Source organism: Micromonospora sp. RV43 (assembly GCF_001029515.1).
GTDB classification, from domain to species: domain Bacteria; phylum Actinomycetota; class Actinomycetes; order Mycobacteriales; family Micromonosporaceae; genus Micromonospora; species Micromonospora aurantiaca.
Genome location: NZ_LEKG01000077.1, coordinates 1 through 14,247, shown reverse-complemented (window position 1 = coordinate 14,247; position 14,247 = coordinate 1). Strand labels below are relative to the sequence as shown.

The 14,247-nt window shown below is 71.7% G+C and carries 12 protein-coding genes; 3 read left to right on the top strand and 9 right to left on the bottom strand.

Annotated features, from left to right (window positions below):
• Positions 1-75: 75 nt before the first annotated feature.
• Both ABD52_RS19265 and ABD52_RS19260 read left to right on the top strand, forming a co-directional pair.
• A complete protein-coding gene (locus ABD52_RS19265) occupies positions 76-1,389 on the top strand; it encodes a PLP-dependent aminotransferase family protein (RefSeq protein ID WP_013477530.1) in 1,314 nt (437 codons plus the stop codon).
• 7 nt (positions 1,390-1,396) lie between these two features.
• Positions 1,397-2,392 carry a D-alanine--D-alanine ligase gene (locus ABD52_RS19260; protein ID WP_047892726.1) on the top strand — a complete coding sequence of 332 codons (996 nt, stop codon included), beginning with the start codon at positions 1,397-1,399 and terminating at the stop codon, positions 2,390-2,392.
• Positions 2,393-2,394: 2 nt separating this feature from the next.
• Here ABD52_RS19260 and ABD52_RS19255 read toward each other — a convergent pair whose 3' ends face one another.
• From ABD52_RS19255 to rpmH, 9 genes are all read right to left on the bottom strand, one after another.
• Positions 2,395-3,258, bottom strand: a complete 864-nt coding sequence (locus ABD52_RS19255) for a hypothetical protein (RefSeq protein ID WP_047892725.1) — start codon at positions 3,256-3,258, stop codon at positions 2,395-2,397.
• 1,903 nt (positions 3,259-5,161) lie between these two features.
• Positions 5,162-6,202, bottom strand: a complete 1,041-nt coding sequence (locus ABD52_RS19250) for a ParB/RepB/Spo0J family partition protein (protein WP_047892724.1) — start codon at positions 6,200-6,202, stop codon at positions 5,162-5,164.
• Between the two features lie 27 nt (positions 6,203-6,229).
• Positions 6,230-7,567 (bottom strand): ParA family protein, encoded by a 1,338-nt coding sequence (locus ABD52_RS41590; RefSeq protein ID WP_082171330.1) that lies wholly within the window; start codon positions 7,565-7,567, stop codon positions 6,230-6,232.
• 246 nt (positions 7,568-7,813) lie between these two features.
• Positions 7,814-8,566, bottom strand: coding sequence for a 16S rRNA (guanine(527)-N(7))-methyltransferase RsmG (gene rsmG, locus ABD52_RS19240; RefSeq protein WP_200905209.1), 753 nt, complete (start codon positions 8,564-8,566; stop codon positions 7,814-7,816).
• 341 nt (positions 8,567-8,907) lie between these two features.
• Positions 8,908-9,498, bottom strand: a complete 591-nt coding sequence (locus tag ABD52_RS19235) for a R3H domain-containing nucleic acid-binding protein (RefSeq protein WP_013477537.1) — start codon at positions 9,496-9,498, stop codon at positions 8,908-8,910.
• 210 nt (positions 9,499-9,708) lie between these two features.
• Positions 9,709-10,710: a membrane protein insertase YidC gene (gene yidC / locus ABD52_RS19230; protein ID WP_013289386.1), complete on the bottom strand. Its 1,002-nt coding sequence runs from the start codon at positions 10,708-10,710 to the stop codon at positions 9,709-9,711.
• Positions 10,711-10,950, bottom strand: a complete 240-nt coding sequence (gene yidD, locus ABD52_RS38345; RefSeq protein WP_013477538.1) for a membrane protein insertion efficiency factor YidD — start codon at positions 10,948-10,950, stop codon at positions 10,711-10,713.
• 41 nt (positions 10,951-10,991) lie between these two features.
• Positions 10,992-11,405, bottom strand: a complete 414-nt coding sequence (rnpA, locus tag ABD52_RS19225) for a ribonuclease P protein component (protein ID WP_030269559.1) — start codon at positions 11,403-11,405, stop codon at positions 10,992-10,994.
• A 34-nt stretch (positions 11,406-11,439) separates the two neighbouring features.
• Complete coding sequence (gene rpmH, locus ABD52_RS19220; protein ID WP_013289388.1) at positions 11,440-11,577, bottom strand: 50S ribosomal protein L34; 138 nt, start codon at positions 11,575-11,577, stop codon at positions 11,440-11,442.
• A 576-nt stretch (positions 11,578-12,153) separates the two neighbouring features.
• Here rpmH and dnaA point away from each other — a divergent pair.
• Positions 12,154-13,986 carry a chromosomal replication initiator protein DnaA gene (dnaA, locus tag ABD52_RS19215; RefSeq protein WP_047892722.1) on the top strand — a complete coding sequence of 611 codons (1,833 nt, stop codon included), beginning with the start codon at positions 12,154-12,156 and terminating at the stop codon, positions 13,984-13,986.
• Positions 13,987-14,247: the final 261 nt, after the last annotated feature.

Genomic DNA, 14,247 nt, shown 5'->3' with positions numbered 1-14,247 from the left:
GCCGCCAATGGATGTCGGCATCGCGGGTACCACACCGGGCGGCAGCCCCGCCGACACCCGATCGAGGTGATGTCCATGACCGGCACGACGCTCGACGACTACACCGACCGGTACGCCCGGCGCGTCCGCGGAATGACCGCCTCGGAGATCCGGGCACTCTTCGCGGTGGCCAGCCGGCCGGAGGTCGTCTCGCTCGCCGGTGGGGCCCCCTACATCGCGGCGCTGCCGCTGGACGCGGTCGGCGAGATGCTCGGCCGGCTCGGCTCCGAGCACGGCGCCACCACCCTCCAGTACGGCATCGGCCAGGGCACCCCGGAGCTGCGCGAGCGGATCTGCGAGGTGATGTCCCTGTCCGGGATCGACGCCTCCTGCGGTGCCTCACCGGAGGACGTGGTGGTCACGGTCGGCGGCCAGCAGGCCCTCGACCTGGTCGCTCGTCTCTTCCTGGACCCGGGTGACGTGGTGCTCGCCGAGGGCCCGACGTACGTCGGCGCGCTCGGGGTGTTCCAGGCCGCCCAGGCCCAGGTGGCCCACGTGCCGATGGACGACGAGGGGCTCATCCCGGAGGCGCTGGAGACGGCCATCGCCGACCTGGCCCGAGCAGGCCGGCGGGTGAAGTTCCTCTACACCATCCCCACCTACCAGAACCCCGCCGGTGTGACGCTGAGCGAGGAGCGGCGCGAACGGGTGCTCGACATCTGCGAGCGCGCCGGGCTGCTCGTGGTGGAGGACGACCCGTACGGTCAGCTCGGTTTCGAGGGTGAGGCGCCCAGGCCGCTGCGGGCCCGGCGGCGCGACGGGGTCTTCTACCTGAGCACGTTCTCCAAGACGTTCGCGCCGGGCCTGCGGGTGGGCTGGATCCTGGCCCCGCACGCGGTCCGCGACAAGCTGGTCATCGCCAGCGAGGCGCAGATCCTCTGCCCGAGCGCCTACGCGCAGTCGGCCGTCTCGACGTACCTCGGCACCATGCCCTGGCGGCAGCAGCTCAAGGTCTACCGCGAGGTCTACCGCGAGCGCCGGGACGCGTTGCTCGACGCGATGGCCGACCTGATGCCGGAGGGCACCACCTGGACCACACCGCGGGGCGGCCTGTTCGTCTGGGCGACGCTGCCCGACGGGCTCGACTCCAAGGCGATGATGCCGCGCGCCGTGGCCGCCCGCGTCGCGTACGTGCCGGGGACCGGCTTCTACGCCGACGGCACCGGCACCGGGAACATGCGGCTCAACTTCTCCTTCCCGACGCCGGAGCGGATCCGCGAAGGCGTCCGCCGGCTCGCCGGGGTGATGGAGCAGGAGATCGCCATGCGCAAGGTCTTCGGCGCGGTCGGCGGCGCCGGACCCCGCCGTCGCCAGGGCGGCTCGGACGCGCCCGGTCCCGACTTGGCATGATGCCCGCATGTCCGACAGCCCCGCCGCACCGCCTCCCGTGACCGGATCCGCCGCCGACGAGCTGCACGTGCTCGTGCTCGCGGGCGGCCTCTCCTACGAGCGGGACGTCTCACTGCGGTCGGGCCGCCGGGTGCTCGACGCGCTGCGTGCCGTCGGCGTCGACGCGGAACTGCGCGACGCCGACGTGGCGTTGCTGCCCGCCCTGACCGCCGACCCGCCGGACGCCGTGGTGATCGCCCTGCACGGCGCCACCGGCGAGGACGGCTCGCTGCGCGGCGTACTCGACCTCTGGGACGTGCCCTACGTCGGCTGCGACGCCCGGTCGTCCCGCCTCGCCTGGGACAAGCCGTCCGCCAAGGCGGTGCTGCGCGAGGCGGGTATCCCCACACCCGACTGGGTGGCGCTGCCGCACGACCGTTTCTCCGAGCTGGGAGCGGTGGCCGTCCTGGACCGGATCGTCGACCGCCTCGGGCTGCCGCTGATGGTCAAGCCCGCGCAGGGCGGTTCCGGACTGGGCGCCGCCGTGGTCCGGGAGGCGGCGTCGCTGCCGGCCGCGATGGTGGGTTGTTTCGCGTACGACCAGACCGCACTCGTGGAGCGCTACGTCCCCGGGATGGACGTGGCGGTCTCCGTGCTCGACCTCGGCAAGGGCCCGCAGGCCCTGCCCCCGGTCGAGATCGTGCCGCGCAACGGCGTCTACGACTACGCGGCCCGCTACACCGCCGGCCGTACCACCTGGCACGCGCCGGCCCGGCTCGACGCCGCGACGACCGCCCGGGTGACCGAGGTGGCGCTCGCCGCGCACACCGCGCTCGGACTGCGCGACGTGTCCCGGGTCGACCTGATCGTCGACGGCGGAGGCGACCCGCACGTGCTGGAGGTCAACGTCTCCCCGGGCATGACCGAGACGTCGCTGCTGCCGCTGGCGATCCAGGCGGCCGGGCTGGACTTCGGCCGGGTCCTCGGCACGCTCGTGACCCGGGCCGCCGCACGGCGTCGCTGACCTCAGCTCTCCCGGGTACGCGCTGCGTCCGGCCGGTCGTCCGCGGCGTCGTCCGGCCCGGCCTCGTCCTCGTCTTCGCTGTCCGGGGCACTGTCCCCTGCGTGTTCCGGTGCAGGGCCGGCCTGCGGGACCGGGTCGGGCTCCGACGGGCCCGCCGAGGGGTCTGAGAGGCCCGCTGCCGCGTCGGACTCGGGGATCTCGTCCGCTGCCTCGATCACCGACACGGCCTCGTCCTCGGGCTCCTCAGCGGCGTTCGCGGGCGAGGTCGGGGAGAGACTCGACGGCGCCTGCCAGTGGATGCGCGGCGGCTCGGCCAACGGGCGGCCGCCGAACTCGGCGAGCCACGCGGCCACCATGGCGAGGTTCTCCCGCCACTTCTCCTCGGAGATCGGGGGCAGGATCGAGTCCCACAGCGACAGGAACGTGCCCCGCAGCTGCAGTCGCCCGTACGGCCGGGCCAGGAACCACAGGTGCAGGTGCGCCGAGCCGTCGCCCCACCGGTTCACGTGGACGCGGGCCACTCCGTCGAGCGAGCGGACGGCCCGCTCCAGGCGGACGGTCATCACGCCCAGTTCGGCGGCGAGCAGGTTCGGCAGGTCGCCCAGATCCAGGTGGGAACGGGACTCCAGGATCAGGACCATCGGCAGGCCGGTGGGCCGGTCCATGGCGCGGACGCGCCACCGCTCACCGACCCAGATGTACGCCTCGTCGGGCGCGTTGCAGGCGGTGCACTCCCGGTCCGCCTCGCCGCGGCGGGGAGGTTCGAACGGTACGGGCTCGTCGAGTTGCTTGACGCGGAGATCGCCCTCGAAGGGGAAGGACGGCCACTGGGTGAAGTCGGGAACTGAGGGAGGGGTGTCCGGCACGACGCTGACCCTAACCGAGTTGGCGACGCCTGTCCCTACCTGTTCCACTGGCCGCCCACCGGTTGTCCACCGCGTTGTCCACAGGCTGCCGAGATCACCAGCACAGCGCGTCATGCACTGCTCAGCAAGGGTTTCCTCGCTTTGTTTCACGTGAAACGGGGAGTGCCTGTGGACAACCGCTGTGGATAACTCGGGGTGCGTCTGGGCCCGTTCTTCCAACGATCCGGTGACCGATCCGCACCGGGTGCTGGCGGCTTCTTCTCGTGCGTGTTTCACGTGAAACGGCGGATGCGTCGGCCCGCATCTCGGCGCGGTCGCTCGGCTCGCTGGCGTCGACCGGGCTTGTTCCGTGACTGCGTCCTCGGCGGATGCGGCGGATCGAACGAGGCGCCTCCGGGCGACGGCGACAGGTGAGTTGCGAGGCGAGCCATCCGGCTGTTTCGTTGGGAGCGGGCGGGCCGCGCGGATACCGAGCCGCGCCGACCACCGCTCGACTTATGGCCAGCACCGCGCCGCATCGCTTGTACCCGGCACAGCCGGGACTCGATCGGATGAGGGTCGGGTTGGTCGCCGCGTTTCACGTGAAACAGCAAGCGCGTCTGAGCCGACTGGCCGATCCCGAGCTGGCGCACGGGCCTCGGGTTTGCCGGGCCTCGGGTTTGCCGGGCCTCGGGTTTGCCGGGCCTCGGGTTTGCCGCTCGATCGCTGATCGGGCTCGCCACCGCCCTGGAGGCGTGCGACCACCCGGCCGCCCCGGAGAGCGATGCCGGGTCATCGACGGCGGCGCGAACGAGTCAGCATCATTCGGCCCAGGGATGCTGAGCCGGGCCGCACAGCTCGGCCCGCTGGCCGGGCTCCTCGCGACAGGCGCTCCCGGCTCGGCGCTCCCGGCTCGGCCGCTCGCCGGTTCGACACTCCCCGGTTCGGCAGTGTTCGGTTCGGCACTGCTCGGTTCGGCACTGCTCGGCTCAGCGACCCTCACTCAGGTGCTCCCCGGTTCGGCGGGGCGCGGCTCAATGCGCCTGGATCGCTCACAGGCGCTGATCGGATAGGGGTCGGCAGGACGGCTCTTGCGCGGTCGTCACGGCCGGGCGTGCTCAACCCTCTGGCCCGTCAGCATGGTCATCCTCCGATCGCCCTTGCCCTAGCTCAGGGCTTGCCGCCCGGGACAGTCGGCACGCCAGCCCGGGGCACGCCGGCACGCCGGCACGCTGGCCCGCGCAGGGCGGCTCGGCAGCCCGACGGCCCGGCGGCTCGACGGCCCGGCAGCCCGGCAGCCCGGCGGCTCGAATGGCTTTCCGGCGGAGAACCGGTTCGCGTGCGTGCGATCGGTGGGCGGCACCAGCTGGCGGCTAGACGAGTGCGTCACGCGGAACGAGCGAATCACCAAGCAACGGATTCCGTCTGAGCCGTCACCGCCAGCCCTTCTGCCAGACCAGCGGAGTGGGCGCGGACCGACTCGTCAACGCCGAACGGCGGCTCTTTCGGAACCTTTGCGCACTCGGCCCTCGCGTACTCAGCCCTTCAGCGCTCGGGCGCGCGGCCTGCCGCCGATCAGTAACGCGGATAGCAGATTCACCGCCACCACCCAGTCGCCTGCCCCCGTTTCACGTGAAACGACGGGCGAGGCACGACAGCCCAACAGCCGGTGCGACCCAGGATGCTCCCGCTTCGACCGCATCAGCGCGGAAGGACGCTAGGGCATCGGTGAGCACCACCGGCACCAGACGGCCCAGCCCCTCGTCGGAGACGGCATCGGCTTCGGAGGGGCCGGTCCCCGTCGACCGAGTAGCCGTGACCCAACGAACCGCCATGCCCGACGAACGGCACCGAACCGACCCGGACACAGATCCGGCCGCATCCCCTCGTCGGGATGCGGCCGGATCGACACCGGAGAAAAGGGCTACGCCTCGGGCTGCCCGTCCTCGCCCACGCCGATGATGCCGACGATCCGCTCCAGGTCGTCGACGGTGGCGAACTCGATCGTGATCTTGCCCTTGCTGCGGCCGATGTCGACCTTCACCCGGGTGTCGAACCGGTCCGACAGCCGGTCTGCGAGATCGGTGAGCGCCGGGGCATGCGGCTTCGGCCGGCGCTTGGCGGCGGCCGACTTCGCCGGCTCCTCGGCGAGCGCCAGGTGCACCAGTTCCTCGGCGCCGCGGACCGTGATGCCCTCGCGAACGATCCGCTCGGCGAGTGCCTCCTGCGCCTCGGCGTTGTCCAGGCTGAGCAGTGCCCGGGCGTGGCCGGCGGAGAGGACACCGGCGGCGACCCGGCGCTGCACGGCGGGTGGCAGGTTCATCAGCCTGATCGTGTTGGAGATCTGCGGGCGGCTGCGGCCGATCCGCCGGGCCAGTTCCTCGTGCGTGGCACCGAACTCCTCAAGGAGTTGCTGGTACGCCGCCGCCTCTTCGAGCGGGTTGAGGTTGGCGCGGTGGATGTTCTCCAGGAGCGCGTCCCGGAGCATCGCGTCGTCCTTGGTGTCCCGGACGATGGCGGGGATGGTCTCCCGGCCGACCGCCTGGGCGGCACGCCAGCGCCGCTCACCCATCACGAGTTCGAACTTCTCGGGGTCGAGCTGGCGGACCACGATCGGCTGGAGGAAGCCGACCTCCTGGATCGAGGTCTTCAGCTCCTCCAGCGCCTCCTCGTCGAAGACGTGCCGGGGCTGCTTCGGGTTCGGCACGATCGCGTCGACCGGGATCTCCGCGAAGCGGGCGCCGGGCACCGGGCTCAGCTGGGGCTCGGGCTCGACGGCCGGAGGCGGGGTACCCCCGACGCCGCCGGTGATGGCGGCGGTCGCGCCGGCGACCGGAGCCGACGGCGACGCGGCAGTGGCCGACGATTCCGGTTCGGTGGCAGCCGGTTCGGCGCCCGGTACCGGTCCGGTGGGGATGAGGGCGCCGAGCCCTCGGCCCAGTCCGCCGCGGGGACGGTTCTTCATGCGACGCCTCCCAGCGACATCTCCGCACTACGCATTCCGGCTCACCGGCTCCTTGACGCCTCGCTCCGCGATCTCCTGGGCGGCCTCGAAGTAACTCGTGGCCCCCCGCGAACCGGGATCGTAGGTCATCACCGACTGGCCGTAGCTCGGTGCCTCGGAGACACGCACGTTGCGGGGGATGACGGCCTGGAGCACCTTGTCGCCGAAGTGGTTCCGGACGTCCTGCTCCACCGCGTCGGCCAGCCGGGTACGCCTGTCGTACATGGTGAGCAGGATCGTGGAGACCTCAAGCTTCGGGTTGAGGTGCTGACGAACCAGGTTGATGTTGTTGATCAGCTGGTTGAGGCCCTCCAGCGCGTAGTACTCGCACTGGATCGGGATCAGCACCTCCTGCGCGGCCACGAGCGCGTTGACCGTGAGCAGGCCGAGCGACGGCGGACAGTCTATGAAGACGTAGTCGAAGTGACCCGGGTACGCGGCGATGGCCCGCGCCAGGCGCGACTCCCGGGCCACCACCGAGACCAGCTCGATCTCGGCGCCGGCCAGGTCGATCGTGGCCGGTACGCACCACAGGTTCGGGATGCCCTCGACCGCCTGGGCCACCTCCTCCAGCGGCACACTGTCGATCAGGCAGTCGTACACGTCGGGCACGCCCGTGTGGTGCGGCACGTTAAGACCGGTGGAGGCGTTGCCCTGGGGATCAAGGTCGACCACGAGCACCCGGTTGCCGTGCAGCGCGAGCGCCACTGCGAGGTTCACGGTGGTGGTCGTCTTACCCACGCCGCCCTTCTGGTTGGCGACGCACATCACCCGGGTCCGGTCGGGGCGCGGCATGGTGACCTCGCCACTGGGATTCAGGATCTGCACGGCGCGCATCGCCTCCATAGCCAACGGTGGATCATCCTCTTCGCGCGTCGGGGTTTCACGTGAAACGTACGTGCTGGCGTCTACCTCGTCCCCGTACCCGTCCGCTTGTGGCGTGTCGGACGGCGCCGCTGTGACCTCGGGGACGGCCTGGAACGGCACGGCCGAGACGGGCGGCTGGGGTTCGTAGCGGGTGGGTACCGCGGCGTTCGCCCGCACCGCGGGCGGGCGCGGAGTCGGTGCGTTCACCGGACCGTCGGCCGGGTCGAGCGGGTCGCGGGCCGGCGGTACGTTCGCCGGCACGGACGACACGGGCCGCACGGGCCCGCCGGCCGACGGCTCCCGCCGCTTGGACGGCTGAGCCGGGTACGGGGAGGACGGTTCGCCGGGCTCGTTCACCGTCCACTCCTGGTAGTTGGTTTCACGTGAAACGGGGTCGGCGGAGGGCTCGCCTCCTGGTCCGGTCAACCGTGGATCGTCGTACCTGCCGTCGTCATGCACCTGTCATCCCTACCCGCTCCGGATGGTCGGTTCGCACCCGTCGAATCGCGTCCGCGCCTCGCACGGCGCCGCCGGTTCGGCGGGAACCATCGGGTTCGGGTGCCGCCCGGCACCGCCGTTCCACACTATCGACGCGTCGGTCAGCCTACGGCCGACGGGCGCGGTGGGTCCATGTCGGGTTGCGATCGATCGCGTCACGCCCACCGGTCCAACGACCGGACCGGGCGTGCGGAATGGCGTACCCGCTCAGCGGTCGCCGCGACGGCGACCGCCACGCGACCGCTTCGGCTTCTTCGGACGGCGCGGGTTGACCACGCGCTCCCGGACCACCTCGACCACAGTCGCCGGGGGGTCGATCACCCCTTCGCCGCAGCGGTGCAGTTCCGGGGTCGCGCCGCCGAGGCGGATCACGGCCTCGGTGTGCTCGGTGATCTCGTCGGCCGCCGAGGCGCCCTTGAGCGCGACCAGCCGTCCGCCGGGGGCCACGAGCGGCAGGCACCAGGAGGCGAGCCGGTCCAGCGGCGCCACCGCGCGGGCGGTCACGATGTCGGCGCTCAGTGGCTCCCGGTCGCGCGAGCCGGCCGCCGCCTCCTCGGCCCGCCCACGGAAGACACGGACGTCCCGGGTCAGGCCGAGACGCTGTACCGCCTCGATCAGGAAGGCGGTCCGCCGGGCCAGCGGCTCGACGAGCGTCACCGTGAGGTCGGGACGCGCGATCGCCAGCACCAGACCGGGCAGCCCGGCACCGGAGCCGACGTCGATCACGCTGGCGCCCTCCGGAATCCGTTCCGCCACCACCGCACAGTTGAGCAGGTGCCGCTCCCAGAGGCGCGGCGTCTCGCGGGGGCCGATCAGGCCGCGAACCACGCCGTCGGTGGCGAGCAGTTCGGCGTACGCGGCGGCCAGGTCGAGCCGGTCACCGAACAACGCGCGGGCGGCCTCCGCCAGCTCGGGCGGCAGCGTCGCCGTCGCTGGCTCGGGGGCGTCGCCACCGTCCATGAGGGACGGTGCGTCCGCCGACGGCTCCGCGAAGACCGGGTCGGCCACCGCGGCCGGGTCGGCCGGCGTCACGTCCGCCGCCTGCTCGCCGGAGAAGGCGGGTGTCACGTCCACCGCCGGGTCGGCGGGCTCGATCCCGGTCACCACCGCCGGCTCGCCGGAGAAGGCGGGCTCGCCGGGGTCGGTCACGGCCCTTCCCGGGTACGCCGGGTCGGCCGGCCCGTCGTCATCGGAGAAGACCGGGTCGACTGTGTTGTCGGGGCGCACAGCCGACGGCCCGGGCGGCGTACCGCCCGGGCCGGTCACGGCTCCTGCCGTCGTCTCGTCGGAGATCACGGACCTCAGTCCGCCACCGGCCGGACGACGATGCGGCGGTTGGGCTCGACGCCCTCGGACTCGCTCTCCACCCCGCTCATCGCGTTCACCACGTCGTGCACGCACTTGCGCTCGAACGCGGACATCGGCTCCAGGCGCACCGGCTCGCCGTGCTCCTTGACCTTCTCGACCGCGTTCTTCGCCACGGCGGCCAGTTCCTTGCGCCGGGCGGCCCGGTAGCCGCCGACGTCGAGCAGCAGCCGGCTCGGGGTGCCGGTCTGACGGAACACGGCCAGCCGGGTCAGCTCCTGGAGCGCCTCCAGGGTCGCGCCGCGCTGGCCGACCAGGTTCTGGAGCCGGCCGCCGACGACCTCGACGACGGGGCGGCCGCCGGAGACCAGCTCGTCGATGTCGCCGTCGTAGTCGAGGATGTCCAGCAGCCCCTCGACGTAGTCGGCGGCGATCTCGCTCTGCCGGAACAGGTCGCTGTCGGCCGGGGCCTTCTTCTCCCGGGCCTCGCCCACGGCGTCCTCGGTCTCGGTGGCGGCGGTAACGGGGGTCTCCTCGTCCAGGGACTGGTCGGCGCTGGGGATGCTGGTCTCGGTCACGGGTCTCATCTCCGTACTCGCTCGGCCGGACCGTCGGGGGTCCGCTGGTCTCCCGGGGCCGGCGGGAGGTTCGCCGGGTGCCCTCGGGCACGTCTGTACGGGCCAGTTTCGCCCGTGTCCGCGCTCCGCGCGGCGATTCCGGCCCGGCGCCGACTCCTCGGATGGCAGCACGCGGCCGGAACGGGCCACCGCCGACGTCGCGACGGTGGCCCTGTGGGCTCAGCCCTGTCGCTTGGCGGGCTTGCTGCCACCCTTCTTCGGGTTGACCGGCTTGGCGCCAGGCTTCGGGCCGGCCACCTTCGGCGCGACGGCCGGAGCCTTCGCCGGCGGCTGGGCCGCCTTGCGGCCGAACAGGCCACCGGCCTTGGCCGGCTGCACGGGGCCCTTGCCGGAGGTGCTCTTGGCGGCGCTGGTGCTCTTCGCGGTCGGCGGCGGCGGGAACTTCCGCAGCACCCACTGCTGCTGGCCGAGCGTGAAGAGGTTGTTGGTGACCCAGTAGATGATCACACCGATCGGGAAGATCGCACCCGAGATCAGCAGCGACAGCGGGATGCCGTAGAGCATCAGCCGCTGCACCATGCGCTGCTGCGGGTCCTCGGCCCACCCGGTCTTGAGGATCATCTGACGGCTGGTCAGGTAGGTGGTGGCGATCATGATGATCACCAGGATGCCGGCGACCACCTTGACCGTGCCGGTGCTCGCTCCGAGCCGGCTCAGCTCGTCAGCGGTGGAGCCGAACTTGCCGGAGATCGGCGCGGTGAACAGCGTCGCGTTGGAGGCGCTGTTGAACTGGTCGACGGTCCAGCCGTACAGGGTCTTGCCCTGGTTGTCGGGGCTGAGGCGGCGCAGCGTGTGGAACAGGCCCAGGAAGACCGGGATCTGGAGGAACATCGGAAGGCAGCCCATGAGCGGGTTGGCCTTTTCCTTCCGATAGAGCTCCATCATCTCCTTCTGGAGCGTCTCCCGGTCACCCTTGTGCTTCTCCTGGAGCTCCTTGACCTTCGGCTGGAGCGCCTGCATGGCACGCTGCGACTTGATCTGCTTGACGAAGACCGGGAACAGGATCACCCGGACCGTCACCACCAGGAAGACGATGGCGAGGATCCAGGCCCAGTTCGTACCGATCACGGCTCCGACCGGAACTCCGATGGCGTCCCAGGCCGAGTGCCAGGTCAGCAGGATCCACGAGATCGCGTAGTAGATCCAGTCGAGACTAAACACTCAGGCTCCAGTCACGTCGGAACGGCGGCGGTCGCCCGGCTCCGGAACCGGGTCGTGTCCACCAGGGTGGAAGGGGTGGCAGCGCGACAGCCGACGGACCGTCAGCCAGGCTCCCCGCAGCGCACCGTGCCGGGACACCGCCTCGACGGCGTAGGCACTGCACGACGGGTAGAACCGGCAGCGGGCCGGCAGTGCCGGACTTATCCACCGACGGTACGCGATGATGGGTGCCAGCAGCATGCGGGCACCGGTTGTGGGCGACGGAGTCGTCGTCGGGCCGGTCACCGCGACCGCCGTCCCCGGGGGGCCCGTGCGGCGGCGATGGCGGCGTCCAGGTCGGCCCCGAGCCGGGCGTACGTCGCGTCGGCGGCCGCGGGCAGCGCGCGTACCACGAGGGTGGTGCCGGCGGGCAGCTCGCCCAGCCGCTCGCGGACCAGATGCCGGAGCCGTCGGCGGACCTTGTTGCGGACCACAGCGCCGCCGACGGCCTTGGACACGACGAAGCCGGCGCGGCTCGGTGCGGAGGTCTCCGCACCGAGGCTTCGCGCCGGCTCCGGCGAGAGTGTCGCGGTGGTGCCGATCGGCTCGGGGAGGGTCAGGTGGACCACGACGGCGCCACGACCGACGCGTCGGCCACCGCGAACCGCTGCGGCGAAGTCGTTACTGCGCCGCAGTCGTTGCGCGGCGGCCAGCACGACTGCCCACGTCCCCGGACCGGACCTGTCGGCGTCAGGCCGACAGGCGGGCGCGGCCCTTGGAGCGACGGGTCGAGATGATGGCGCGGCCGGCACGGGTGCGCATGCGCAGCCGGAAGCCGTGGGTCTTCGCGCGCCGGCGGTTGTTCGGCTGGTAGGTGCGCTTGCTCACGTCAGGCTCTCCGTTGTCGTACGCCCCGCGCGGCGGATCGCCCGGGGTCGTGTGCTGGTCCAGATCACCTGTCGGTGACCTCCGATCGGCGCTGCCGCGACACGCTCCCCGGCGATGCGGGGTGACAGCCACGGACAGCAAGCATCAATCACCCTAGCAGAGGGCGAGAGAGCAGCCGCTCCAGCCTACGCAGGGACGCAATGACCGTCAAACGTCACACTCGGGCGTCCGACCTGCGCGCAAGCGCGACCGAAGGGGCGATTTTCACTGATGTTGCCAAGGTCGTCAGGGTGTCGCCGGTTGATGCTGTGGGGTCCGCGCTGTTAGCGTGCGCGATTGCGGTCGGCGTCGGGGGTCCGGGGTTTGTCGCCGATCGGCAAGACCGGACACGCTGTTGAATCGTTCGGCACGGTGAACCCGCTTCAACGCCTCCCTGGATCGAGGGGGGCAGGTCCGACCCGCGTCCGGTGGGCGGCCACAATCGGTCGGTACACAGGCTGTGGATAACTTGTGGATGACGACCGGTCAGCCGTCCGGGCGGGCGTGAGAAGGAGCAGGCGAGGGGGTGGCACGACGGTGACCGGAGCGACCGACCTTGCCGCGGTGTGGACGGCGACCACCGACGAACTCGCCGACGAGATCATCTCCGCGCAGCAACGGGCGTACCTCCGGCTCACCCGGCTGCGGGCGATCGTCGAGGACACGGCGCTGCTCTCCGTGCCGGACGCCTTCACCCGGGACGTGATCGAGTCCCGGCTCCGCCCGGCCATCACCGAGGCGTTGAGCCGCCGGCTCGGCCGGCCGATCCAGGTGGCCGTCACCGTGCGGGTCGCCGACGACCCGGGCGCCCGCCCGGCCGGCACTGTCTACCGCAGCGGCCCGGAGCCGCTGCCCGAGCACGACGCCGCCGCCCCGCTGCCCGGCTTCGACCAGCCCGGCCCGCCCGCGTCCGCCTTCCCGTCGCCGCGCCCGGAACCCGGGTACGCCGAGGCCGGGTACGCCGAACCGCGCCCGGAGCAGCCGCTCGACGAGCCGGCGCCGCGCCAGCGGACCGCCGACGGCGGCGGCCGCCCGCACCTCATTCCGGCCGGCCGGGACGCGCAGGACACGCTCTTCAGCGCCGCGTTCGCCGAGCCGGTACGCACCGCGCCCGAGCGCCGCGCCTTCGACGAGCGCACCCGCATCGAGCCGCCCGTGCCCGACGCCGGCGGATACGAGCCCCGATACCGGGAGAGCCCGCCCGCCGACCCCGCGCCGATGCGCGGCCTGCCGCGCGACGGCGCCACCGACAACGGACCCGGCCGGGGTGGCGCCGACCACCACCGTCCGGGTGGCGGAGGCCAGGCCGATCGCAGGCTCCCCGGCGGTACGGAGAGCGGCGGCAACCGGCTCAACCCGAAGTACATGTTCGAGACGTTCGTCATCGGCTCGTCCAACCGGTTCGCGCACGCCGCGAGCGTGGCGGTGGCCGAGTCGCCGGCGAAGGCGTACAACCCGCTGTTCATCTACGGCAGCTCCGGGCTGGGCAAGACCCACCTGCTGCACGCCATCGGGCACTACGCCACGACGCTCGGCAACGCGCGCTCGGTCCGGTACGTCTCGACCGAGGAGTTCACGAACGACTTCATCAACTCGCTGCGCGACGACAAGACGAGCGCGTTCCAGCGCCGCTACCGGGACGTGGACATCCTCCTGATCGACGACATCCAGTTCCTGGAGAACCGGGAGCGGACGCAGGAGGAGTTCTTCCACACCTTCAACACCCTGCACAACGCCAACAAGCAGATCGTGATCACGTCCGACCGCTCGCCGAAGCAGCTGGCGACGCTGGAGGACCGGCTGCGTACGCGGTTCGAGTGGGGCCTGCTCGCCGACATCCAGCCGCCGGACCTGGAGACGCGGATCGCGATCCTGCAGAAGAAGGCGGCCCAGGAGCGGCTGTTCGCCCCGCCGGACGTGCTGGAGTTCATCGCGTCCCGGGTGTCGAACTCGATCCGCGAACTGGAGGGGGCGCTGATCCGCGTCACCGCCTTCGCCAGCCTCACCCGATCCTCGGTCGAGCTGTCGCTGGCCGAGGAGGTGCTGCGGGACTTCATCCCGGACGGCGCCGGCCCGGAGATCACCGCGGACCAGATCATGGTGTCCACGGCCGACTACTTCGGCGTGAGCCTGGAGGACCTGCGCGGCCACTCCCGCTCCCGGGTGCTGGTGAACGCGCGTCAGGTGGCCATGTACCTGTGCCGCGAGCTGACCGACCTGTCGCTGCCCCGGATCGGGCAGGCGTTCGGCGGCCGGGACCACACGACGGTGATGCACGCGGACCGCAAGATCCGCCAGCAGATGGCGGAGCGGCGCTCGCTCTACAACCAGATCGCCGAGCTGACGAACCGCATCAAGCAGAACACCTGACCGTCTCTCTGCTCGCGCTGCCTCTTTCCCTCACCGCTCCCGCCGCGGACGTCCCCGCAGATCTTGGAAGCTTGGCGCCCTCATAGGGGCCGTCTCCTACCAAGATCTCGCCAGAGCTGAGCGTCACACCTCACGCGTGACCTGAACGCAGCCACGGTCCCACCCTCACCGGCCGACCGTTCGCGTCGATCATGAGGTTAGCGGCGCCAAACCGGACGCCAGATGCCGCCAACTTCATGATCAACCCGAGCAGGGCTGGGT

Excerpts from the sequence above, each read along its gene's own strand:
- ABD52_RS19265 (WP_013477530.1), top strand. The coding sequence starts at position 76 with ATGACCGGCACGACGCTCGACGACTACACCGACCGGTACGCCCGGCGC.
- ABD52_RS19260 (WP_047892726.1), top strand. The coding sequence starts at position 1,397 with ATGTCCGACAGCCCCGCCGCACCGCCTCCCGTGACCGGATCCGCCGCC.
- ABD52_RS19250 (WP_047892724.1), bottom strand. The coding sequence starts at position 6,202 with ATGAAGAACCGTCCCCGCGGCGGACTGGGCCGAGGGCTCGGCGCCCTC.
- rsmG (WP_200905209.1), bottom strand. The coding sequence starts at position 8,566 with ATGGACGGTGGCGACGCCCCCGAGCCAGCGACGGCGACGCTGCCGCCC.
- ABD52_RS19235 (WP_013477537.1), bottom strand. The coding sequence starts at position 9,498 with ATGAGACCCGTGACCGAGACCAGCATCCCCAGCGCCGACCAGTCCCTG.
- yidD (WP_013477538.1), bottom strand. The coding sequence starts at position 10,950 with ATGCTGCTGGCACCCATCATCGCGTACCGTCGGTGGATAAGTCCGGCA.